We start from the raw sequence: 23,121 nt of genomic DNA on the forward strand, positions 1-23,121 counted from the left end.
GAGGGACCTCATGCCGGGCACGACCGAGGAATCGCAGGCCGCCGCCTACACGCCGACCGACCGCACCGTCCCCACGCGCTCCGCGGAGAAGGCGTCGTACGACAAGGAACTGGTGCACGCGATACTCGACGAGGGGTACGTCTGCCACCTCGGCTTCGTCCGCGACGGCGCCCCGGTGGTGCTGCCCACGCTGTACGGCCGGGTCGGCGAGCGGCTGTACGTCCACGGGTCCACCGGTTCGCGCCCGCTGCGGATGACCGGCCAGGCCGACCCCGGACTGCCGGTGTGCCTGACGGTCACCCATGTCGACGGGCTGGTGCTGGCCCGCTCGGCCTTCCACCACTCGATCAACTACCGCTCGGTCGTGGTGCACGGCGTCGCGCACGAGGTCACCGACCCCGAGGAACGGCGGCTGGCCCTGGACGTGCTGGTGGATCACGTCGTACCGGGCCGGGCCGCCGACTCCCGGCCCGCGAACAAGAAGGAACTGGCCGCCACCGCGGTGATCCGCCTGGACCTGGACGAGGTCTCGGCCAAGGTCCGCACGGGCGGCGCCAACGACGAGCCCGAGGACCTCTCCCTGCCTTACTGGGCCGGGGTCGTCCCGCTCCGCAAGGGCTACGACACCCCCGTCGCCAACGCCGACCTGGCGCCCGGCATCGAACTGCCGGACTACCTGGCCGCCCGGTAGGGCGGAGGGATCACACCGGGACCGGTTCCCGCCGGCCGGCCCCGCGGGCCTCGCTCACGGCGAGGCCCGCGACCGCGCCGAGCAGCAGCAGGGTGCCGGCCGTGGTGGTCGCGGTGAGCCGCTCGCCGAGCAGGGCGACGGCGAGCACGGCCGCGGTCACCGGCTCCAGCAGCATGATCACGGAGACGGTGGCGGACCGTACGACGGCCGCTCCCGCGAAGTACAGCGCGTACGCGAGGGCCGTGGGCACGGCGGCGATGTACAGCAGGAGCCACAGCAGCCGCGCCGGGTGGGCGGTGTGCGGGAGCAGGCCCTCGTGCACCGCGAACGGCAGCAGGCACAGGCCCGTCACGGCGAAGGACCACACGGTCGTGTCGGAGGCGTCGGCGCCGCCGTCCCGGCCCCACCAGCGGGTGAGCAGGGTCATGGCGCCGTAGCCCGCCGCCGAGGCGAGCGCCAGGAGCACGCCCGTCGGCCGGACGGTCGCGGCCGATCCGCCGAAGGTCAGCACGGCCAGCCCGGCGAGCGCACCGGCCACCGCCAGGACACCGCCGGCGCCGAGCCGCTCCCCGAGCAGCAGCCGGGCGCCGAGCGCGATGAGGACGGGGCCCGCGCCCAGCGTGACGACGGTGGCCACGGCGAGCCCGGTCGACTCCACGGCCGCGAAATAGGCGGTCTGGAACACGGCGAGACCGAGGCCGGTGGCCACCGCCCGGGTGATCCTGCGGCGCAGGGGTTCGGCCGCGGCGGGGCGGACGCGCGGGCGCAGCCCGCGGCCGGCCAGCAGCAGCACGAGCCCCAGCGCGCAGCGCCAGAAGGACAGGCCGAAGGCGCCCAGGTCACTGGCCCGGTAGACCAGCGAGGCGGCGGCGCCGGCGGTGCCCCAGGCGGCACCGGTGATGATCAGATAGAGCAGGCCACGCCCGACGGGCAGGCCAGAAGCAGCGTTCGACAAGGGATTCTCTCCGCAGAGGCGCACACGAGGGTGCGGAAGTGCGAGGGCGACCCGGTTCGGCGGGGCGCGCGGACTTCATCTGCGGGCAGCACCGTCCAGCCCGACGCGTGTGCGCCGGGCGAGTGTCCCGGAGGCCCGCCTCAGGCGGCCGGGGGCGGAAGGACGAGCGCGTTCGACGGCATGACCGGAACCCTATGCGGTGGTGCCGCGGGCGGACAACTCCCGTTCCGCGCCGCCCGAGGCGACCGGCTCCGGGGAAGCCTTGGCGGGGGTCGAGGACTGGGCGATGAACGCGCCGACCAGGACGACCGCGCCACCGGCGACCTGCGGCGCCGACAGGTGCTCGCCGAGCAGCACCCAGGCCAGCACGGTCGCGATCACCGCCTCCAGGCAGGCGACGACCCCCGCGACCTGCGGGGACAGCCGCCGCACGGACAGCACGCCGGTGATGTACGCGACCACCGTCGCGACCAGCACGAGCCAGGCCAGCAGGGCGCCGGCCGGCACGGCACTGCCGTCCAGCCGCGCGGAGCCGGCCAGCACCGACCAGTCCATGCTCCAGGGACGGGCGACGACCGTCAGCACGACGGCACCGACGAGCAGCCCGTAGGCGATGACGCCGAGCGGATCGGGGGCGTCGTCGCCCGCGTCGCTGCCCTGGTCGGACAGGACGAAGTAGCCGACCTGGCAGCAGGCGGCGCCGAGCGCGCACAGCAGGCCCAGCGCGTCGAAGCTCAGCCCCGACCAGACCTCCACCACGCAGGCGAGGCCGCCCGCCGCGAGGACCACGCCGAGCGCGGCGGCGCGGGTGACGGGCCGCCGCTGCACGAACCGCACCCAGCCGAGCACCAGGGCGGGGGCCAGGTACTCGACGAGCAGGGCCACGCCCACCGGGATACGGGAGAGCGCGGCGAAGTAGCAGGCCTGCACACCGGCGACCGCGAGCAGCCCGAACCCGGCGAGCAGCGCGGGACGGCGGCGCGGCAGAGCGCGGTGCCGTACGGCGAGCGGCAGCATGATCAGCGCGGCGCCGGCCACCCGCAGCCACACCACGTGCAGGGGGTCGAGGCCCGCCTCGATCAACGGCTTGGCGGCCACTCCGGACCCGCCGAAGGCCAGCGCCGAGCCGAGCGCGAGACCGAGCCCCACGCCCTTGCCATGGCCACCCTGAGCGCTCTCTGACGTATGCACCGGCACATGATGACAGCAGACGACAGGAGCGTCACTCCCTATGACACCTGTCTCAGCAAGTGGACGGCCGGTGCGTCAGCAGCTCGCGCCGTCGTCGATGGATTCCCCGGCGCCCGCCTCGATCCGGGCGGGCAGGTCGCGCGCGGGGATGCCGGCGCGTTCGAGGACCTCGACGGCGCGGGACTGCGGGTCGGTGAGGAGCGCGGCGAGCAGATCGGTGCCGGTGACGCGGCTCTCGCCACGCCGCCGGGCCCGCCCGCGCGCCTCCGCCAGGGCGGCGGCCGCGACAGGGGACCAGTCCGCGCCGCCGCGCGCTTCACCGCCGCGAGCGGCGGGGAGGGCCGCAGTCACCTGAGCGGCCGGCGCGGTTCGCACGGCGGGGGCGGCCTGAGGGGCGACGGGAACGACGGGTATCACCCCCGAGTGCTCCACGCTGCCCTGCCAGCGCAGCCCGTAGCCGATGCTGCGCTGCACGAGGTAGCCGAGCAGCCGGGCGAGCCGCGCGGGATCACCGACGGCGGCGCGGACCTCGGGGTCGTGTTCCAGGAGGGAGTGGAGCAGATGGGCGGTGTCGACCTGCCGGTCTCCGTCCCGGACCGCCCTGCGGCGGGCACCGGCGACCACCGCTGCCGGCTCGGCGCCGAGCCCGGCATCGTCGTCCATGTGCGCGGTCGCCTCGTCGCGGGCGGCCCGGCGGGCTGTACGGGGTTGCACATCCCCCACCCCATCAGCCACCGCGGCCCGCGTCATCCGCGAGGGGAACCATCTTCGCGTCCCACACAGAGTGGACATCGCCGACCGGGATCTCATCCTTACGGAGGAGATCCGGCGGATCCGCCGCCAGGGGCGCGCGCCGCGCTACTCTGCGCTGCCCCGCGCACGCAACCGTCCCGCGCCGCCGGCGGTCGACGGCAGGCAGTACGCCCACCGGGCCCACGCCCCCCGGGACGCGCTGCTCGCCGACCTGTTCCGGGAGGCCTGGCACTGCCACGGCCAACAGGCCCTTTCGGCGCGCGTGGCACCTGCTCCACGCGGCGGTGATACGGCACGCGGGCCCATCACCCCGACCGCTCGACCTCTCTGACGGTTCATCAGCAGTGAACGGGCTTTCCCCGGGGAAGCCCCGAGACCCTGGCCTGGGGCCGGGACCTGGGGCCTGGCGGGCTGAGCCGGGACAGGCGAAAGGCGCCCCGCGCGGATACCGCACGGGGCGCCCTGGTCGCCGTACGAGCCTCAGTGCTCGTCGGCGAGGATGAGGTACAGCTTCTTACGGGCGTCGTTGATGACGGCCAGCGCCTTCTCGCGCTGTTCCTTGCTGCCGGTCTTCCAGACCTGCCCGAAGGCCTCCATCAGACCCACGCCGGCCTGCCGGATCTCGTGCAGAGCCTCCCAGTCGACCCCGCGCGAGGCCTCCTCCCAGGGGGCGTCCGGACCCTCCTCTGCGGCGCTGCGGCCGCTGTCGGTGAGGGAGAAGAGCTTCTTGCCGCCCTCGCTCTCGTTGGTGATCAGGCCCTCGTCCTCCAGCAGTTGGAGCGTCGGGTAGACCGAGCCGGGGCTCGGCTTCCACGCGCCGCCACTGCGTTCGGCGATCTCCTGGATCATCTCGTAGCCGTGCATGGGCCGGTCCCTGAGCAGGGCCAGGATCGAGGCGCGCACGTCACCGCGCCGCGCCCGTCCCCTAGGGCCTCCGCGCCCGCGCGGCCCCCAGGACCCGGGGCCGAAGCCGGGTCCGCCCGGACCGAATCCCGGACCACCCGGGCCGAAGGGACCGAAGGCGGCCCGCCGGCCGTCGAATCCACCCATGCCCCGCCGGCCCGGACCCTCGTGTCGATGTCCCCGCTCGAATCCGTGAGTTCGCATCGCGATCACTCCATTCCATCGCTGATCTGTCACATAGCATCGCGTATCGTTCGCGATGGCTCAACGATATATCGGGACCGATCGAGTGGACAACCCCTTTGTCCGGCGCGGGACACGTGCGGCCGCTCAGCCGGCCGGATCCGCCGCCCGCAGGGGGCAGCCGGTGCCCATGCGGGAGGTGAGGTCCGAACGGAGCGCCGCCAGTTCGGCCACACGCTCGTCCACGACCCGGATCCTCTCCTCGAACAGGGCGTACAGGGCCTCGGCGCCGTCCGGGGCGTCCCGCAACTCCTCGCCGTGCCGGACGATCTCGGTCGTGGCCCGGTCCGTCCTGCGCGTCGCACGACCACTGCCGCTGCACGGCCTCCTCGACGGCACCGCGCGCCCTGTTCGTCCTGTGGCAGGCGGATGCGCTCGCCCACGGCGGGCCGTGGGTGCTGTGGCTCTTCCGCGTCGTGGAGGTGTCCCTCGGTGCCACGCGGCTCGCCCCATGGCCGCGGACGCGCGCGGCCGCCGGGCGGAAAACAGTCCGGCACTCGTGAATTGGCCTTGGTCCGGTGGCCGGCGGAACCACTAGCGTCAACGCCATGCGCATGCGAATCGTGGACGCCTTCACCGACCGCCCCTTCGCCGGCAACCCGGCCGGAGTCCTGCTCCTGGACGACGTCTTCCCGGACGACGACTGGCTCCAGAACGTCGCCATGGAGGTCAACCATGCCGAGACCGCGTTCGCGCACCGGCTGCCCGGGGGCGGCGAGGCGGACTGGGCGCTGCGCTGGTTCACGCCCGTCGCGGAGGTCGCGATGTGCGGGCACGCCACGCTCGCCACCGCCCACGTCCTGCACACCACCGGCGCCCACGAGGGTCCGGTGCGGTTCGCCACCCGCAGCGGCGTGCTCATCGCCACGCCCGCCCCGGACGGCTCGGTCACCCTCGACTTCCCGACCGCCCCGCTCACCCCGGTCGAGGTCCCGGCCGGGGTCGCCGAGGCGCTGGGCGCGGAACCGGCCGCCGCCTTCGACACCGGCCCGAACGTCGGCGACCTGCTGGTGGAGCTGGCCGACGAGAAGACCGTCCTCGGTCTCGCCCCCGACCACAAGGCCCTCGGCGCCTACTCCTCGCGCGGCGTCATCGCCACCGCCCGCGCCGAGGACCCGACCCGCGGGTACGACTTCGTCTCCCGCTGCTTCTTCCCGAACGTCGGCATCGACGAGGACCCGGTCACCGGCAGCGCCCACACCGCGCTCGCCCCGCACTGGTCCGCCCGCCTCGGCCGCGACGACCTCACCGGGCTGCAGGCCTCCCGCCGCACCGGGCTGGTCCACATCGCTCTGCGCGGCGAGCGCACCCTTCTCACAGGCCGTGCGGTGACGGTCATCGACGGCGAACTGCTCGCCTGAACGGTTCGCCGCCGGCCCTCACCCCTCAGGCCGTCGGCAGCCAGCCCACCTTGCCCGCCAGGAGGGCGTAGCCGACGAAGGCGCCGATGTCGAGCAGGGAGTGCGCGACGACCAGCGGCCCGACCCGGCCCCAACGGCGGTAGAGGTACACGAACACCACGCCCATGACCATGTTGCCGATGAAGCCGCCGATGCCCTGGTACAGGTGGTACGAGCCGCGCAGGACCGCGCTGGCGACCAGCGCGGTCCCCGGGGTCCAGCCCAACTGCCCCAGCCTGCGCAGCAGGTAGCCGACGACGACGACCTCTTCGAGGATCGCGTTCTGCAGGGCGGAGAGGATCAGCACCGGGTACTTCCACCACACGTCCGGCAGTGCCTCGGGTACGACCGTGAGATTGAAGCCGAGGCCGCGGGCGGCGAGGTAGAAGGCGATGCCGGCGCTGCCGATCACAGCGGCGATCCCCGCTCCCCGGGCCAGGTCGGGCCAGGGGCGGCTGCGGTCGAAGCCCAGCGTCCGCAGACTCCTGCCCTCGCGCAGCAGCAGGTGGGCGACGAGCACCACGGGGACCAGCGCGCTGGCGATGCCGAAGAGCTGCCAGGCGAGGTCGAGCCACGGCCGGCCCGGAGCTGCCGAGGCGTTGAGGGTGGCCGCCTGGTCCTTCAGACCGCCCGGCTTGGTGACCGAGCCGATGAAGCTGATCAGGGCCGAGACTCCGCTCGCCCCCAGCGACAGCCCGAGCACGATCAGCGTCTCGTCCCGCAGCATCCGCCGCGGGTCACGCTCCCCCGCCACGGCCTCGCCCACCGAGTCAGCCTCCACCTGCACCCCTGCCTCCAGCCGGCTCATGGACCCACGGCCCCTTACGCCTGGCAAGGATCGCAGAAGAAGATATGAACGCCGCGCACCGGGCTGACGACCAAGAGGGCCGCCCCTCGATCACCGCCCCCGCTGTCCGCCGCGCCGGCACTCAGCCCAACAGGGCAGACCCACGGTCACCACCGCGCACCGGTCCGGTCCAACGGGCCCCCTCTCGACCCGCCGTCCCCCGTGCGCCACCCCACCAGCGCCCAGCCGCGGTGGCGCGGACCGGCGGTCACCACCGCCGCGCACCGGGCCACAGACCGCCTCTTGATCCGCCGGCCCACCGTCCGCCACCACAACAACGCTCAGCCGCAGTGGCGCGGAGCGGCAGTGGCGCGGAGCGGCGGTCACACGGTGTGCGGGCCGGTCACCGCTGCGGCCTCATCCCAGCGGCACCGGCTCCGGCAGGCCCACCGGCCAGGTGTGCACCGGCTCTCCCACATGCATCAGCTCGGCATAGCGCCGGGTCGTCGCCGCCAGGGCCGCCTCGCGGCTCAGGCCCTGCTCGAGCGCCCGGTGGAAGGTGGCCGCCTGCCAGGACGCGCCGTTGACCCGCCGACGGCAGCGTTCCTCGATGACGCCCAGGTAGAGGTCCCGGTCGGCCGCCTCGACGCCCCACGCGTCCAGCCCGGCCGAGGCCAGCGGCAACAGCTCGTCGCGGACCAGGGTGACCGCGTCGACCTCGCCCGTACCGCCGTAGCGTCCCCGCCGGGGCCAGACGAAGCGCGCGTCGATCCCGTACCGGCATGCCGCGTCGAAGTTGGCCTCGGCCACGGCGAAGGGCATCCGGGTCCACACCGGACGCGAGTCCTCGGCGAGGGCCCGCACCAGGCCGTAGTAGAAGGCCGCGTTGGCGATCACATCGGTGATGGTCGGACCGGCCGGCAGCACCCGGTTCTCCACCCTGAGGTGCGGGACGCCGTCCGCGATGCCGTACACCGGCCGGTTCCAGCGGTAGATCGTGCCGTTGTGCAGGACGAGTTCGGCGAGCTTGGGTATGCCGCCGGCGTCCAGCACCTCCAGCGGCTCCTCGTCGTCGCAGAGCGGCAGCAGCGCCGGGAAGTAGCGCAGGTTCTCCTCGAACAGGTCGTAGGCGGAGGAGATCCACCGCTCCCCGAACCACGTGCGCGGCCGCACCCCCTGTGCCTGCAGTTCGGGCGGCCGGGTGTCGGTGGACTGCAGGAACAGCGGCGGCCGGGACTCACGCCACAGCTCGTGACCGAAGAGGAACGGTGAGTTGGCACCGACGGCTATCTGCGCGGCGGAGGCCACCTGCGCCGCGTTCCACACATCGGCGAACCGGGCCGGGGTGACCTGGAGGTGCAGTTGCACGGAGGTGCACGCGGCCTCGGGGACGATCGACTTGGAGGTGCAGACGAGGTGCTCCACACCGTCGATGTCGAGCCGGAAGTCCTCCCCGCGCGCGGCCACGATCTGGTCGTTCAGCAGGGTGTAGCGGTCGACCTCGGAGAGGTTGGAGGAGACCAGGTCGTCGCGGTCGAGCGTGGGCAGGATGCCGATCATGACGATCCCGGCGTCCACCTCGCCGGCCTTCCGGTCGGCGTAGGCGAGAGAGGTGCGCAGTTCCTCGGCGAGCCGGTCGAATACCCGGCCACCCAATCGGTGTGGCGCTATGTTCACTTCCAGGTTGAACATGGCGAGTTCTGTTTGGAAATCACGGCTCGCGATGCGCTCCAGTACCTGTCCGTTCAACATTTTCGGCATGCCGTCGGAACCCGCGAGATTCAATTCGATCTCGACGCCCATGAGGTTCTTGGGGCGATCGAATCGCTTCTCGACCAGTAGCCGCTCCAGTCCCATCAGGCACTTTTGGACCTTTTCGCGGTAGCGCTGGCGATCGGACAGGTCGAACTGCCCTGCCACGACCTTCTCCCCCATCGAAGTGTCCCTCCTCGGATGGGCGGGCCGTCGATCGGCCGCCGGGCTCCCGGGTCAGGTGGGATGATGCCCAGTGGAAGCGATCGATAACGTCCCGCGCGGGCCCGGCGCCCGCTAGTCTGTCGAATGTTTCCCGCGGCACATTCACGGGGCATGCCGCACGATGCACCTTCGAGTGCCCCGAACGCCTCGTGAAAAACGCCGACGACATTCGGCCGACCGCTACCGGCGCGTACTGCCAGGTCAGCGCCGAGGAACCGGTGCGGAAATCGGGATGAGTCCCGCAATTCGGCGGCCCAATAGCGCCTTGCGTGACTTACCGAAATCGTATAGACGAAACAACGGCCGAACATGCGTCGTATAAACTTCGTCCACAAGGCAGAAGGTTGGCGCCCTCGGTCCTGGTTCCTGCCGTGTTCCTGCCGTCACCATGACGGGCGGCAGGCCGAGCCGCACCCTTGTTCACCGACCCGGGCCCCCACCCCTCAGGCCTTTCCCCCGTGAGCAGACAGCGCCGTCCGCCCCACCCTCCTCGCGCCGCCGCGCCTGTCGACTGAGAGGCGACCCACATGCCGCTGCACGTGCCCCCTGCCCCCGCGCCCGCCCTGCGCTCCGTCCTCACCGCCCTCGGTTCCCCGACCGCGGTACGTGAGGCCCGCACGCCTTCCCTGCGCGCCGCGCAGGGCCCGGCGACAGCCGAACTCCCGCTGCCGGTTCACGTGTTGGACCGGATCACCGCGCAAGGCCTGTCCGCGACCCGACTGGCCGGCTGGCGCTTCCTGATCCGCTGCGGCGACCGGGCGGTGGCCGCGGCGGAGACCATGCTCACCCCTGACGGCTGGGCCTTCTCGCACTTCTTCGAGGGCCCGTACGTCGCCTCCACCGAGCGCGCCCTGCAGCAGGCGGAGACGCTGCAACAGCCGTACCAGGCGCGCCTGCTGTCCGTACCCGGTCTGTACATGCTCACCTTGTGGCTGCACGGTGACTGCGCGGCCGACGGAGCGGAAGGCCATCCGGCCGCCACCGATCTGCTCGTCCCGCTGGCCCCGGCACCGCCCGGCATATCGGCACACCGGCCCTTCCCGGTCGCCGAGTTGCTTCCGGTGCTGACCCATCGGGCGACTCCCATCCCGCTGCTCGGTTCACCTGCCTGAACGACACCCGCGTACCCCGCTACCCGGAAGGGAAGCGGGGTACGACTGTTTCCGCGGGGGGCGCCGTGCGGACTAGCCCGTTCCGGCCATGGCGAACCACCCGAAGGGACAGTGCAGTTGGGCTGAACCGTCCGGGCGGGTGACGCGTCCTCAACCTGTGAGAAGCGGTGCTGCGAAATCCCTGCGGAATGACGCCCAGAGGGCAACACTGGGTTCCGACCGACTTATCACCACGGGGGACGGACATGACCACGACACAGCGAAAGATCCCACCCATGTGCCAGCACCAGCCACCGTGCCCGACAGCCGAATCCGCCGACCGGGAGTCCGCCCGTCTCGTGGCGCACCACCCGGAGCAGGGATGGAGTCTGCTGTGCAACGGCGTCCTGCTCTTCGAGGACACCGGTGAGCTGCTGCCGGACGGCCGGATCATCGCTCCGCACCGCCCGCTCGGTGCGGAGCAGGTGATGACCGCCGCCTGAGCCCAGCACGAGCGATCTGAGGGGCCGGCCGCACCCCCGGTGCGCACCGGCCCCGATGCGTGTTCGGGGACGGCTACGGTGGGTAGCCGGACATCACCGCAGCGCCTCCTGCGGGAACCGGTACGCCGGCTCGGCGCCCGGCTGCTCGTCCCCGAGCGTCAAGGTGTCCTGGACGGGCTCGCGGGCGCGTAGTCGAACCAGTCGAAGGACGCGCGGCCTTCGGTGACGTACATGCCGATGACACGGCCGGTGAATCCGGTGGCCACCTCGGTGGACAGATAACGGCCGTCCAGTTCGGCCAGCCGGACGATGCCTTCGGAAGTTTCGACGGAGAAGGCGACGGTGTCGGGACCGGTGCCGGGTCCCGGGTGCCGGGTCGTGCGGATGTCGACGGCCAGGGTGACCGGCCCCGCCGGCACCGGATGGGCGGCGACCCGCTGCCGCAGCGGGCCGATCCGCGCGATCACGGCCGCCGTTCCGCCGGCCACCTCCAGGTCGTAGTGGTGCCCCTCGTCCAGGCGCACGGAGAGCCCGGCCCGACCCGACCCGGGCTCCAGCAACGCAGCGGCCCGGCAGTCGTGGTGCTGCTGCCGGCGGCCCACGAAGGTGTGCCCGGACCGGTCGAGGCTGTCACCGGTGGCGGTCAGGGTGAGCCGGCCGGGTCGCTCCACGAGCGACCAGCAGTGGTCGGGCCTGCTGCGCGGCGATATCCAGTACGGGGCGAGGGCCCGGCCGGTGAAGTCGTCCCGCACGGGCGGCTGTTCGACGGGCGCCCAGGCCGCCGGGGCCGGATGCCGCTCCGCCACCGGCCCCACCCGGGGCCAGCCGTCGACCCACTCCACCGGGACCAGGAAGGTCTCCCGGCCCAGGACATGGAACTCCGGGAACCAGCCGCGCGGCCGGGTGCCGAGCAGCACCATCCACCAACGGCCGTCCGCCGCCTGCACCAGGTCGGCGTGACCGGTGCACTGCACGGGCAGGCCCGTACCGCGATGGGTCAGCAGCGGATTGCCGGGCGCCGGCTCCCAGGGGCCGCGCGGCGAGCGCGCACGGGCGGCCGAGACTCCGTGCCCGAGTGCGGTGCCGCCCTCGGCGAGCAGCAGGTACCACCAGTCGCCGATACGGTACAGGTGCGGCGCCTCCGGGTCCCGGAGCCCGGTGCCGGACCACATCGGCAACGGGCCTTCCAGCACCCGGCCGGTACGCGGGTCGATCCGGGCCACGGTGACCCCGGCCATGGCGCACCAGCACGAGCCGTCCTCGTCCCAGGCGAGGTCCGGGTCGATGCCGGGCAGATCGATCCACACCGGGTCCGACCAGGGGCCTTCGGGCCGCTCGGCAGTGACGAGGAAGGTTCCGCCGCCGCCGCCGGCAGCGGTGGTGACGACATAGAAGAGTCCGTCGTGGTGGCGGATCGTCGGGGCGTAGATGCCGCCGGATGCCGGGACGCCGTCCGGCAGGGTCAACTGGCCGGGCCGGTCGAGGACGTTGCCGATCTGGCGCCAGTGCACCAGGTCCCGGCTGTGGAACAGCGGAACGCCGGGGAAGTACTCGAAGCTGGAGCACACCAGGTAGTAGTCCGACCCGACCCGGCACACGCTGGGATCGGGGTGGAAGCCGGGGATGACGGGGTTGTCGTAGGTCCGCATGGTCGCCCCCCAAAGGCGTTCGAAAGTTTCGACTGTGGCGCCGAATCTTACTGCGCCCGCCGCGCTCGCCATGGGGCGGGAGCGCGCCTGGATGCCCGGGAACCACGGCAGGCACCCGCCCGGGTGGTCGAATCGCCGGTGCGGGAGTGGGATGGAAGGGAGAGCAAAGCCCTCGCCGACGGGCGCGTCCGCGGGGTCACCCCGGACGGCGCCCGTGCGGAACGAACGGTGGAGTCATGTCCGGTTACGACGCCTCGTCGACCGCTCGTGTGGTGGTCGGTGTGAACGGCTCCCTGGGCAGCGTCACGGCCCTGCGGCGGGCCACCGCGCTGGCCCGCCGCCTGGGAGCCGAGCTGTGGCCGGTGCTGGCGTGGGAGCCACCGGGTGGTGATCCCGCCGCGCGGCGCTCCCCCGCTGCCGATCTGCTGGTCGACGAGTGGCAACGGCTGGCCAAGCAGCGGCTGGCCTCGGTGCTGGACGAGATCTTCGGCGCGCAGGGCCCCGGTGTGCCGATGCACGCCGTCATCGTCCGCGGCACCCCGGGCCGGGCGCTGGTGGCGACCGCGGACCGGGAGGACGACGTGCTGGTGGTGGGCGCGGGGCGGCGCGGGCTCCAGCGCGCCTTCTCCGGCCGGGTCTCCCGGCACTGCCTGGCCCACGCCGTCTGCCCGGTCCTGGCGGTGCCCCCCTCCCCCCTGGAGACCGAGCTGCTGTCCGCCCACCGGCGCAACACCTGGCATCTGCGCCTGGACACACGGGGGTTGTGAGAGCGGCGCCGGACGAGCGGTTCTCCGGCTCGGCCCGCGCGCCGGGCTCCGGCCGGGGAACCGAAGGCACCGCAACACGATCCCGAGTCACCGGAACACGATCCCGGGAGGCGGCCCCGCGCTGCGGGCCCGTCGATGAAGTCCCTCCGCCCCCACACCGCTGAACCGGAGCGACTCCGGCGAGCCGCCCGACACCCAGGATCGAGCACCCCTACGGCTCCGACCCCCACCACCCGAACCAGCCACCCACCGACAACTCCGGCCCTTCCACCAGAACTCCAGCCCCCTCCGCCAGAGAGCCGCCACCCCGAACCGGCCGCCCCCGAACAACTCCCCCCGCACCGCCAGAAGGGCCTCGGCGCCTCCGCTCGGCCGTCCTCCGACGCCGTAGGACATGACGCTCGGTGGCCGGCCTCCGATCGGCACCGCGCTGGGCCGCCCGCTCACCCCCGGCCCCGGCCGACCGCCCGGCCTCCCCTTCTTGATGCGGCTTCCGGGCTCCCGGGCCATTCTTAACGCAAGATTGACGCCCACGGAGCCGTGACCCGTGGGCCAAGGCGTCACTCTCTGCTTACGCTGGTGCCGCCGTCCGCGTGATGGCCGCGAACCACGGAGCCGCACATCAGGAGCACGCCGATGGCCACGACCGAACACCCTTCCAGTCGCCTGCGCGACTGGATGCTGGAGGGTCTGTCCGATATGGGCAAGGGCGGTGACCACACCGGACCGCACGCCGAGCCGGAACCCCCGCACCAGGGGCAGCGCTGGTGGCGGGTGATGTGCCTGACCGGTGTCGACTACTTCTCGACCCTCGGCTACCAGCCGGGCATCGCGGCCCTGGCGGCCGGTCTGCTGTCACCGGTGGCGACCATCGTGCTGGTGATCGTCACCCTGGCCGGCGCCCTGCCGGTCTACCGCCGGGTGTCCGAGGAGAGCCCGCACGGCGAGGGTTCCATCGCGATGCTGGAGCGGCTGCTGTCGTTCTGGCAGGGCAAGCTGTTCGTGCTGACCCTGCTGGGCTTCGCGGCCACCGACTTCCTGATCACCATCACCCTCTCGGCGGCCGACGCCTCCACCCACCTCGTGGAGAACCCGCACCTCACCAGCACCCTGCACGGGCACCAGATGGTGATCACGTTGTTCCTGGTGGCCCTGCTCGGCGCGGTGTTCCTCAAGGGCTTCCTGGAGGCCATCGGGGTCGCGGTCGCCCTGGTCGGCGTCTACCTCGCGCTCAACCTCGTCGTCGTGGCCACAGGCCTGTGGCACGTCATGACGGCCGGGCACGTGATCACGGACTGGACCAGCGCCCTGACCACGGAACACGGAAACGTCTTCGTGATGATCGGGGTGGCGCTGATCGTCTTCCCCAAACTCGCCCTCGGTCTGTCCGGCTTCGAGACCGGCGTCGCCGTCATGCCGCACGTCCAGGGCGACGCGGGCGACAGCGAGCAGCGTCCGGCCGGCCGGATCAGGGACACCAAGAAGCTGCTGACCACCGCCGCGCTCATCATGAGCTGCTTCCTGATCGCCACCAGCTTCATCACCACGCTGCTGATCCCCGCCGACGAGTTCAAGACGGGCGGCGACGCCAACGGCCGCGCGCTCGCCTACCTCGCGCACGAATATCTCGGCAACACCTTCGGCACGGTCTACGACGTCTCGACCATCGCCATCCTGTGGTTCGCCGGCGCCTCCGCCATGGCCGGCCTGCTCAACCTGATGCCGCGCTATCTCCCCCGGTACGGCATGGCACCGCACTGGGCGCGGGCCGTGCGCCCGATGGTCATCGTCTTCACGCTGATCGCGTTCCTGGTGACCTGGATCTTCGACGCCGACGTCAACAAGCAGGGCGGTGCCTACGCCACCGGTGTGCTGGTGCTGATCAGCTCGGCGGCGATCGCGGTGACCATCGCCGCGCGCAAGGCGGGGCAGCGCGGCTGGACCATCGCGTTCACGGCGATCTCGACGGTGTTCCTGTACACGACGGTCGTGAACGTCATCGAGCGCCCGGACGGTGTGAAGATCGGTGCCTGCTTCATCGCGGGCATCATCCTGGTCTCGCTGCTGTCCCGGCTGGCTCGTGCCTTCGAGCTGCGCGTGACCAGCGTGACGCTCGACCCGCTGGCGGAACGATTCATCCGGGACATGGCCAGCCGCAAGATCCGGTTCATCGCCAACGAGCCGGATCGCCGTGACAAGGCCGAGTACCGGGACAAGATCGAGCAGATCCGCGCCGACAACGACATGCCCGAGCAGGAGGACTTCGTCTTCGTCGAGGTCACGGTCACCGACCCCTCCGAGTTCGAGGCGGGCCTGACCGTCCGCGGCGAAGTGCTGCACGGCCGCTACCGGGTGCTGACCCTGGAGTCCGCCTCCATCCCGAACGCCCTCGCCGCGCTCCTCCTCCACGTCCGTGACCGCACCAACTGCACCCCGCACGTCTACTTCGAGTGGACCGAGGGCAACCCGTTCGCCAACTTCCTGCGCTTCTTCCTCTTCGGCCAGGGCGAGGTCGCCCCGGTCACCCGCGAGGTGCTCCGCGAGGCAGAACCGGACCGGGCACGACGGCCCCGCGTGCACACCGGGTGAGGCCGAAAGCAGCAGTCACGCACTCAGAGTCCGTCGCGCCGTACCGTGCGGTCGACCCGAACTCCATGATCCCGGTGCCTGGCCCTATCGTGACCGGCATGCAGTCCTACACGATCGGCCAAGCGGCGCGGCTGCTCGGCGTGAGCCCGGACACCGCCCGCCGCTGGGCCGACGCGGGCCGGGTGGCCACCCACCGCGACGAGGCCGGACGCCGTCTCATCGACGGCCGGGACCTCGCCGCGTTCTCTGTCGAACTGGCCCAGGCGGGCGGCGCCGAGGAGGACCCCTCCCACACGTCCGTGCGCAACGCCTTCCCCGGCATCGTCACGGCGATCAAGCTGGGCGACGTCGCGGCCCAGGTGGAGATTCAGGCGGGCCCGCACCGCCTGGTGTCGCTGCTGACCCGGGAAGCGGTCGAGGAGCTGGGCCTCGAGGTCGGCATGGAGGCCACCGCGCGCGTGAAGTCCACCAACGTGCACATCGACCGCACCTGACCCGGCCGGCCGCCGCCCCTGACGCCCTCGGTCACGGCCCGCTGCCTGCCCGGACGCCGACGGCCGCACAACGACACCCGCGTCCGAGAGCGTCGTGCGAACGCACATGCAAGCTCCCAGCCTCAGGTTGGCAGCTGATGCGATGCCACAGGAGACTTGAGCCTGGCAGATGCGGCATTATCATCGCGGCACGGCCATTGTCCGGCCGTCAGGACGCGACCGTCGTTCCGCAGAGCCCGAGGAGTCGACCCGTGATGACCCGTTCCGTGCGCCGGACCCGGCGGACGCTGCAGCTGGCCGGTGCGGGAGCCGCCGCTGTGATGGCGCTCAGCGCCTGCTCCTCGTCGTCCGACGCGAAGGACTCGTCCGGTGCGTCGGGCAACTCGGCCTCCCCGAAGGTGTCCGGCACGGTCACCGTGTTCGCGGCCGCCTCCCTGAAGGAGAGCTTCACGACCCTGGGCAAGCAGTTCGAGAAGCGGCACCCGGGCACCGAGGTCAGCTTCAACTTCGGCGGCAGCGACACCCTCGCCGCGAACATCACCGGCGGAGCCCCGGCGGACGTCTTCGCCGCCGCGAGCCCCAAGACCATGGCGATCGTGACGGACGCGAAGGACGCGGTCGGCACGCCGGCCACCTTCGTCCGCAACCGGCTGGAGATCGCCACCCTGCCGGGCAACCCGCACCGGGTGGCCTCCCTGGAGGACCTCACCAAGTCCGGTCTGAAGGTCGTCCTGTGCGACCGGACGGTGCCGTGCGGCGCCGCCGCCCAGAAGGCCCTCGAGGCCGGCGGGGTCGACCTCACCCCGGTCTCCTACGAGCAGGACGTCAAGGGCGCCCTGACCAAGGTGGAACTGAAGGAGGCCGACGCGGCGGTGGTGTACAGGACCGATGTGAAGGCCGCGGGCGACAAGGTGGAGGGCGTGGAGTTCCCCGAGTCCGCCCAGGCCGTCAACGACTACCCGATCGCCCTGCTGAAGAACGCGCGGAACACCGAGGCCGCGAAGGCGTTCATCGCTCTCGTGCGGTCCGCCGAGGGCCAGCAGGTGCTCGGCGGGGCAGGGTTCCTGAAGCCGTGACCTCGGTCCGCGAACCCGGCGCAGCGACCGGTCCCCGCACGGGCCGGCCGCTGCGCCGCCGCGTCGCCACGAGGGGCCGACGCGGGGTCCCGTTGCCGCTGCTGGTCCCGGGTGTGCTGGCCCTGGCGTTCCTGCTGCTGCCGCTGCTCGCACTGCTCCTGCGGGCGCCCTGGCGCAGCCTGCCCGACCAGCTGAGCAGTGCCGAGGTGTGGCAGGCGCTTCAGCTGTCCCTGGTCAGCGCCACCGCGGCCACCGCCGTGAGCCTCGTCCTCGGCGTGCCGCTGGCCTGGCTGCTCGCCCGTACGGACTTCCCCGGCCGTGGCCTGCTGCGCGCCCTGGTGACGCTGCCCCTGGTCCTCCCGCCGGTCGTCGGCGGTGTGGCCCTGCTCCTCGCCCTGGGGCGCAACGGTGTCATCGGCAAGTGGCTGGACGCCTGGTTCGGGATCACGCTGCCGTTCACCACCACCGGAGTCGTGATCGCGGAGGCGTTCGTCGCGATGCCGTTCCTGGTCATCAGCGTCGAGGGCACCCTGCGCGCCGCCGACCCGCGCTACGAGGAGGCGGCCACCACACTCGGCGCGTCCCGCTTCACCGCGTTCCGCCGGGTCACGCTGCCGCTCATCGCCCCGGGTATCGCGGCGGGCGCCGTGCTGGCCTGGGCCCGCGCCCTCGGCGAGTTCGGCGCGACGATCACCTTCGCGGGCAACTTCCCCGGCCGCACCCAGACCATGCCCCTCGCGGTCTACCTCACCCTGCAGAACGACCCCGAGGCCGCCATCTCCCTCAGCCTGGTGCTGCTGGCCGTCTCGATCGCGGTACTGGCCGGCCTCAGGGACCGTTGGATGACGACATCATGACAAACCCCCACCCCACACCCACCGACCCCGCAGAACCCCCACAGCAGCAGCCCATACCGATGGCCACAGAACCCCTGGAACCCCCACACGAACTGCCCGCGCCCGCAGCCGCCGACGCCACCGAGTCCCCCCAACCACCGGCACCCCCGACCACGAAGGCCGCAACGCCCCCACCGGGATCGCATGCACCCGCAGCCGCCGACCCCACCGAGCCCCCACAACCACCGGCACCCCCGACCACGAAGGCCGCAACGCCCCCACCGGGATCGCCGGCACCCGCAGCGGCCGCCGACGGCGCCGAGCCCCCACAGGGGCCACCCGCACCCGACCATGAAAGCTGCACGGGTGGTGCGGGTGGGAACCCCGATCCGGCCGAAGGCCGGCCACCCACCACCGACCCGCACCCACACCCGCACCCACACCCACACCGCACGACGCCCCCTCCCCCCGAAGGCCTCGACGCCCACCTCGTCGTAGACCGCGCCGCTTTCCACCTGGACGTGACCCTGACGGCCACCCCAGGGGACGTCCTCGCACTGCTCGGCCCCAACGGCGCCGGCAAGACCACCGCCCTGCGCGCCCTCGCCGGACTCGTCCCGCTCACCGACGGCCACCTGCGCCTGGACGGCACCCCACTGGAGCGCACACCCCCGGAGTCCCGCCCGGTCGGCGTCGTCTTCCAGGACTACCTGCTCTTCCCGCACCTCTCCGCCCTGGACAACGTGGCCTTCGGTCCGCGCTGCCAGGGCGCGAGCAAGTCGGAGGCCCGCGCCCTGGCCGCGGCATGGCTGGACCGCATGGGCCTCGCCGACCACGCGGGCGCCAAGCCCCGCCGGCTCTCCGGCGGCCAGGCCCAGCGCGTGGCCCTCGCCCGCGCCCTGGCCACCCGCCCCCGGCTGCTTCTCCTGGACGAGCCGCTCGCGGCCCTGGACGCCCGTACCCGTCTGGAGGTCCGCGCCCAGCTCCGCCGCCATCTGGCCGCGTTCGAGGCGGTCGCCGTCCTGGTCACGCACGATCCGCTGGACGCCATGGTGCTCGCGGACCGGCTGGTGGTCGTCGAGCACGGCCGGGTCGTCCAGGAAGGCAGCCCCTCCGACATCGCCCGCCATCCGCGGACCGACTACATCGCGCAGCTCGTCGGCCTCAACCTCTACCGGGGACAGGCCGAGGGGCACAGGGTACGACTCGACGCCGGGCCCTCGATCACCACCACGGAGGAGCTGTCGGGGCCGGTGTTCGTGGCGTTCCCGCCCTCCGCCGTGACCCTGTTCCGGGACCGGCCCACGGGCTCCAGCGCCCGCAACCTGTGGCGCTGCGAGGTCGCCGGCCTGGAGACGCACGGCGACCAGATCCGCGCCGACCTCACCGGCGAACTCGCCCTCGCCGCCGACCTCACCACGGTCGGCGCCGCCGAACTGGACCTCCACCCCGGTGCACCGGTCTGGGCGACGGTCAAAGCGACGCAGACGCACGCATACCCGGCCTGAGCGCCTTCCGGCACTACGGTGAGGGGCCATGACCCTGAGCATCCGCAACCAGCTTCCCGGCACCGTCACCGAGGTGCACCCCGGCGAAGTCATGGCGACCGTCGATGTCCGCCTGACCGGCGGCCAGCACCTCACAGCGGCCATCACGCGGGAGGCCGTCGAGCACCTGGGCCTCGCCCCGGGCTCTCCGGTGAGCGCCCTGGTGAAGTCGACGGAGGTCTCCCTCGCCACCAACCGCGTCGAGGGCCTGTCGATCCGCAACCAGCTCGCCGGCACGGTCACCCATCTCGAACTCGGCGAGGTCATGGCGATCGTGAAGGTCACCGTGGACGGCGGCGAGATCACCGCCGCGATCACGAAGGACGCGGCCGGCGACCTCGGCCTCTTCGTGGGCTCCGATGTCGTCGCCCTGATCAAGTCGACCGAGGTCGCGCTGGCCACGACGTAGCACAGCCCGAAGGCCCCCGCCCGGAACCCGGGCGGGGGCCTTCACCATCGGCTCGCTCAGTCCTCGTACGCGTCCAGCGGCGGGCAGGAGCACACGAGGTTGCGGTCGCCGTAGGCCTGGTCGATACGGCGCACCGGCGGCCAGTACTTGTCGGCGGCCGAGACGCCGGCCGGGAAGACGGCCTCCGTGCGGCTGTAGGCGTGCGCCCACTCCCCACCGAGCGCGGCCGCGGTGTGCGGGGCGTTGCGCAGCGGGCTGTCCTCGGCGGGCCACTCGCCGGATCCGACCTTCTCGATCTCCGCGCGGATGGCGATCATCGCGTCGCAGAACCGGTCCAGCTCGGCCAGGTCCTCCGACTCCGTCGGCTCGATCATCAGCGTTCCGGCCACCGGGAAGGACATGGTCGGCGCGTGGAAGCCGTAGTCGATGAGGCGCTTGGCCACGTCGTCGACGCTCACGCCGGTCGCCTTGGTCAGCGGGCGCAGATCGATGATGCACTCGTGGGCGACCAGATTGCCGGGCCCGGTGTAGAGCACCGGGTAGTGCGGCTCGAGGCGCTTGGCGATGTAGTTCGCGGAGAGCACGGCGACCTGCGTGGCCCGCTTCAGGCCCTCGCCGCCCATCAGGCGGACGTACGCCCACGAGATCGGCAGGATGCCCGCGCTGCCCCACGGAGCGGCCGAGATCGGGCCCACACCCGTCTCCGGACCGGCCTCCGGCTGGAGCGGGTGGTTCGGCAGGTACGGCGCCAGGTGCTCGCGGACCGCGACCGGACCGACGCCGGGGCCGCCGCCGCCGTGCGGGATGCAGAAGGTCTTGTGCAGGTTCAGGTGGGAGACGTCACCGCCGAAGTGGCCCGGCTTGGCGAGGCCGACCAGGGCGTTGAGGTTGGCGCCGTCGACGTAGACCTGGCCGCCGGCCTCGTGGACCTGGGCGCAGATGTCGGCCACGTGCTCCTCGAACACGCCGTGCGTCGACGGGTAGGTGATCATGAGGACCGCCAGCTCGTCGCGGTACTGCTCGATCTTCGCCCGCAGGTCCTCGACGTCGATCTCGCCGTCCTCGGCGGTCTTGACGACGACGACCTTCATGCCGGCCATCACGGCGCTGGCCGCGTTGGTGCCGTGCGCGGAGGACGGGATCAGGCAGACCGTGCGCTGCTCGTCGCCGTTGGCGCGGTGGTAGCCGCGTACGGCCAGCAGACCGGCCAGCTCGCCCTGCGAACCGGCGTTCGGCTGGAGCGAGACCTTGTCGTAGCCGGTGACCTCGGCGAGACGTTCCTCCAGCTCGTGGATGAGCGTGAGGTAGCCCTCGGCCTGCTCGGCGGGCGCGAAGGGGTGCAGCTGGCCGAACTCGGGCCAGGTGACCGGCTCCATCTCGGTGGTCGCGTTGAGCTTCATGGTGCAGGAGCCCAGCGGGATCATGCCGCGGTCGAGCGCGTAGTCCCGGTCGGCGAGCTTGCGCAGGTAGCGCAGCATCGCGGTCTCGGAGCGGTGCTCGTGGAAGACCGGGTGGGTCAGGTAGTCGCCGGTGCGCAGCAGCGCCTCGGGCAGGGCCTCCTCGGCGGCCGCGTCCAGCGCCTCGATGTCGCCCTCGACGCCGAAGGCGGCGAAGACGGCGTCCAGCTGGCCCCGGTCGGTCGTCTCGTCGCAGGCCAGGGAGACGTGATCGGCGTCGACCAGCCGCAGGTTGACGCCGTTGTCGCGGGCGGCGGCGACGACCTGGGCGGCCTTGCCGGGCACGCGCGCGGTGACGGTGTCGAAGTAGGCACCGTGGACGATCTCCACACCGCCGGCCTTCAGGCCCTCGGCGAGGATCGTGGCGTAGCGGTGGGTGCGGCGGGCGATGGTCCGCAGGCCCTCCGGGCCGTGGTAGACGGCGTACATGCCGGCCATCACGGCGAGCAGCACCTGCGCGGTGCAGATGTTGCTGGTCGCCTTCTCCCGGCGGATGTGCTGCTCACGCGTCTGCAGCGCGAGCCGGTAGGCCTTGTGGCCGTCGGCGTCGACCGAGACGCCCACGAGCCGGCCGGGCAGGCTGCGCGCGAACTTCTCCTGCACCGCCATGTAGCCGGCGTGTGGACCGCCGAAGCCCATCGGCACGCCGAAACGCTGGGTGGTGCCCACGGCGATGTCCGCGCCCAGCTCCCCCGGGGGGACCAACAGGGTCAGCGCCAGCAGGTCGGCGGCCACGGTGACGAGCGCGCCCAGCTCGTGCGCCTGGTCGATGACCGGCTTGATGTCCCGTACGGCACCGGAGGCGCCCGGGTACTGGATCAGCACGCCGTTGATCTCACGCTCGGCGATCTCGGCCGGGATGCCGTCGCTGAGGTCGGCGACGACGACCTCCACGCCGGTCGGCTCGGCGCGCGTCTCGATGACGGCGATGGTCTGCGGCAGCGCGTCCGCGTCGACCAGGAACAGGCCCTTTTTGTTCTTGCCCATCCGCCGGGACAGCGCCATCGCCTCGGCGGCGGCCGTGCCCTCGTCCAGCAGGGAGGCGCCGGAGGTGGGCAGACCGGTCAGCTCGGCCACCACGGTCTGGAAGTTCAGCAGGGCCTCCAGGCGGCCCTGGGAGATCTCCGGCTGGTACGGCGTGTAGGCCGTGTACCAGGCCGGGTTCTCCATCACGTTGCGCAGGATGACGGGCGGGGTGAAGGTGCCGTAGTAGCCGAGGCCGATCATCGAGCCGAGGACCTGGTTGCGGTCGGCGAGCGAGCGCAGCTCGGCGAGCACCTCCGCCTCGGTACGGGCGCCCGGCAGGTCCAGGGCGTCGGCGTTCTTGATCACATCCGGGACCGCGGCGGCGGTCAGCTCGTCGAGCGAGCCGTATCCGATGTGCGCGAGCATCTTGGCCCGCGCCTCCTGGTCGGGCCCGATGTGGCGCTGCTCGAAGGGGATGCCCTGCTCGAGCTCGGAGAGCGGAATGCGATGGGCGGTCATTGCGGAGGCCTCCTGGTCTGACGCGACCTTCGAGGGGCACCCCGGTACGGATACCCCGACGGCCTCCCCCTCTGTCATCTCAACCTGAGAGCTTCACCGGGTGCCCGAGGGTCCCGGCTTTCACCGTCGGTGAGAGCGGACGCCGTCGACATCCGCTCTGCTTTCCAGAGTGACCTCGTCCGTGCGGTACGTGAGCCTGAGAGATTCCGGGGAGGATTTGCTCCTTCGGCGCCTCCGAGGTGGTCGGAGGACTCTCCCGCACGGGGTCAGCAGCCGCTGTCAGCCTACCAGCGAGGTCGACGCCCGAGCCTTCGAGTG

General features: G+C 72.2%; 19 protein-coding genes, 1 pseudogene and 1 riboswitch. Of the genes and pseudogenes, 11 read left to right on the top strand and 9 right to left on the bottom strand.

Annotated elements, in window-relative coordinates; translation table 11 throughout:
* Nucleotides 1–10: 10 nt before the first annotated feature.
* On the top strand, nt 11–691 hold the full coding sequence (locus ACGFRF_RS04290; RefSeq protein ID WP_393737042.1) for a pyridoxamine 5'-phosphate oxidase family protein: 681 nt from the start codon (nt 11–13) through the stop codon (nt 689–691).
* 10 nt (nt 692–701) lie between these two features.
* Here the strand turns inward: ACGFRF_RS04290 and ACGFRF_RS04295 are convergent, their stop codons facing one another.
* The 5 genes from ACGFRF_RS04295 to ACGFRF_RS04315 all read right to left on the bottom strand — a co-directional run bounded on the left by ACGFRF_RS04295 (nt 702) and on the right by ACGFRF_RS04315 (nt 5,075).
* On the bottom strand, nt 702–1,646 hold the full coding sequence (locus ACGFRF_RS04295) for a DMT family transporter (RefSeq protein WP_393737044.1): 945 nt from the start codon (nt 1,644–1,646) through the stop codon (nt 702–704).
* A gap of 192 nt (nt 1,647–1,838) precedes the next feature.
* Nucleotides 1,839–2,843, bottom strand: coding sequence for a DMT family transporter (locus ACGFRF_RS04300; RefSeq protein WP_393737046.1), 1,005 nt, complete (start codon nt 2,841–2,843; stop codon nt 1,839–1,841).
* 69 nt (nt 2,844–2,912) lie between these two features.
* On the bottom strand, nt 2,913–3,551 hold the full coding sequence (locus ACGFRF_RS04305; RefSeq protein ID WP_393737048.1) for a Clp protease N-terminal domain-containing protein: 639 nt from the start codon (nt 3,549–3,551) through the stop codon (nt 2,913–2,915).
* A 519-nt stretch (nt 3,552–4,070) separates the two neighbouring features.
* Complete coding sequence (locus ACGFRF_RS04310) at nt 4,071–4,697, bottom strand: PadR family transcriptional regulator (RefSeq protein ID WP_393737049.1); 627 nt, start codon at nt 4,695–4,697, stop codon at nt 4,071–4,073.
* A gap of 126 nt (nt 4,698–4,823) precedes the next feature.
* Entirely contained in the window at nt 4,824–5,075 is a 252-nt protein-coding gene (locus ACGFRF_RS04315; RefSeq protein ID WP_393737050.1) for a hypothetical protein, read from the bottom strand.
* 209 nt (nt 5,076–5,284) lie between these two features.
* On the opposite strand from ACGFRF_RS04315, the gene ACGFRF_RS04320 reads away from it, so the two are divergent.
* Complete coding sequence (locus tag ACGFRF_RS04320; protein ID WP_393737051.1) at nt 5,285–6,097, top strand: PhzF family phenazine biosynthesis protein; 813 nt, start codon at nt 5,285–5,287, stop codon at nt 6,095–6,097.
* A 25-nt stretch (nt 6,098–6,122) separates the two neighbouring features.
* Here ACGFRF_RS04320 and ACGFRF_RS04325 read toward each other — a convergent pair whose 3' ends face one another.
* The gene (locus ACGFRF_RS04325) at nt 6,123–6,923 is read right to left on the bottom strand and encodes a CPBP family intramembrane glutamic endopeptidase (RefSeq protein WP_393737105.1); all 801 of its coding nucleotides are present in this window, start codon (nt 6,921–6,923) and stop codon (nt 6,123–6,125) included.
* A gap of 417 nt (nt 6,924–7,340) precedes the next feature.
* Nucleotides 7,341–8,858: a glutamate--cysteine ligase gene (locus tag ACGFRF_RS04330; RefSeq protein ID WP_393737052.1), complete on the bottom strand. Its 1,518-nt coding sequence runs from the start codon at nt 8,856–8,858 to the stop codon at nt 7,341–7,343.
* A gap of 569 nt (nt 8,859–9,427) precedes the next feature.
* On the opposite strand from ACGFRF_RS04330, the gene ACGFRF_RS04335 reads away from it, so the two are divergent.
* The gene (locus tag ACGFRF_RS04335) at nt 9,428–10,012 is read left to right on the top strand and encodes a hypothetical protein (RefSeq protein ID WP_393737053.1); all 585 of its coding nucleotides are present in this window, start codon (nt 9,428–9,430) and stop codon (nt 10,010–10,012) included.
* A gap of 275 nt (nt 10,013–10,287) precedes the next feature.
* Entirely contained in the window at nt 10,288–10,494 is a 207-nt protein-coding gene (locus ACGFRF_RS04340; RefSeq protein ID WP_393737054.1) for a DUF5999 family protein, read from the top strand.
* Nucleotides 10,495–10,652: 158 nt separating this feature from the next.
* Here ACGFRF_RS04340 and ACGFRF_RS04345 read toward each other — a convergent pair whose 3' ends face one another.
* Nucleotides 10,653–12,143, bottom strand: a complete 1,491-nt coding sequence (locus tag ACGFRF_RS04345) for a glycoside hydrolase family 43 protein (RefSeq protein ID WP_393737055.1) — start codon at nt 12,141–12,143, stop codon at nt 10,653–10,655.
* 236 nt (nt 12,144–12,379) lie between these two features.
* Here ACGFRF_RS04345 and ACGFRF_RS04350 point away from each other — a divergent pair, with 236 nt between their 5' ends.
* From ACGFRF_RS04350 to ACGFRF_RS04380, 7 genes and pseudogenes are all read left to right on the top strand, one after another.
* Complete coding sequence (locus ACGFRF_RS04350; protein WP_393737056.1) at nt 12,380–12,910, top strand: universal stress protein; 531 nt, start codon at nt 12,380–12,382, stop codon at nt 12,908–12,910.
* Nucleotides 12,911–13,546: 636 nt separating this feature from the next.
* Nucleotides 13,547–15,499 (top strand): amino acid transporter, encoded by a 1,953-nt coding sequence (locus ACGFRF_RS04355; protein WP_393737057.1) that lies wholly within the window; start codon nt 13,547–13,549, stop codon nt 15,497–15,499.
* 98 nt (nt 15,500–15,597) lie between these two features.
* Nucleotides 15,598–15,993: a molybdopterin-binding protein gene (locus ACGFRF_RS04360; protein WP_393737058.1), complete on the top strand. Its 396-nt coding sequence runs from the start codon at nt 15,598–15,600 to the stop codon at nt 15,991–15,993.
* A 254-nt stretch (nt 15,994–16,247) separates the two neighbouring features.
* Nucleotides 16,248–17,069: a molybdate ABC transporter substrate-binding protein gene (gene modA, locus ACGFRF_RS04365; RefSeq protein WP_393737059.1), complete on the top strand. Its 822-nt coding sequence runs from the start codon at nt 16,248–16,250 to the stop codon at nt 17,067–17,069.
* Complete coding sequence (gene modB, locus ACGFRF_RS04370; RefSeq protein ID WP_393737060.1) at nt 17,066–17,926, top strand: molybdate ABC transporter permease subunit; 861 nt, start codon at nt 17,066–17,068, stop codon at nt 17,924–17,926. The genes modA and modB overlap by 4 nt, the downstream gene beginning before the upstream one ends.
* Nucleotides 17,927–18,369: 443 nt before the next feature.
* Nucleotides 18,370–19,413: pseudogene (locus ACGFRF_RS04375) on the top strand (ABC transporter ATP-binding protein); the annotation flags it as partial.
* Nucleotides 19,414–19,441: 28 nt separating this feature from the next.
* A complete protein-coding gene (locus ACGFRF_RS04380; protein ID WP_393737061.1) occupies nt 19,442–19,861 on the top strand; it encodes a molybdopterin-binding protein in 420 nt (139 codons plus the stop codon).
* 56 nt (nt 19,862–19,917) lie between these two features.
* Here the strand turns inward: ACGFRF_RS04380 and gcvP are convergent, their stop codons facing one another.
* Nucleotides 19,918–22,803: an aminomethyl-transferring glycine dehydrogenase gene (gene gcvP / locus ACGFRF_RS04385; protein ID WP_393737062.1), complete on the bottom strand. Its 2,886-nt coding sequence runs from the start codon at nt 22,801–22,803 to the stop codon at nt 19,918–19,920.
* Nucleotides 22,804–22,977: 174 nt separating this feature from the next.
* A riboswitch (glycine riboswitch) is annotated at nt 22,978–23,072 on the bottom strand.
* Nucleotides 23,073–23,121: the final 49 nt, after the last annotated feature.

Origin of the sequence: Streptomyces sp. NPDC048521 (assembly GCF_043199855.1) — a bacterium.
Taxonomy (GTDB): Bacteria; Actinomycetota; Actinomycetes; order Streptomycetales; family Streptomycetaceae; genus Streptomyces.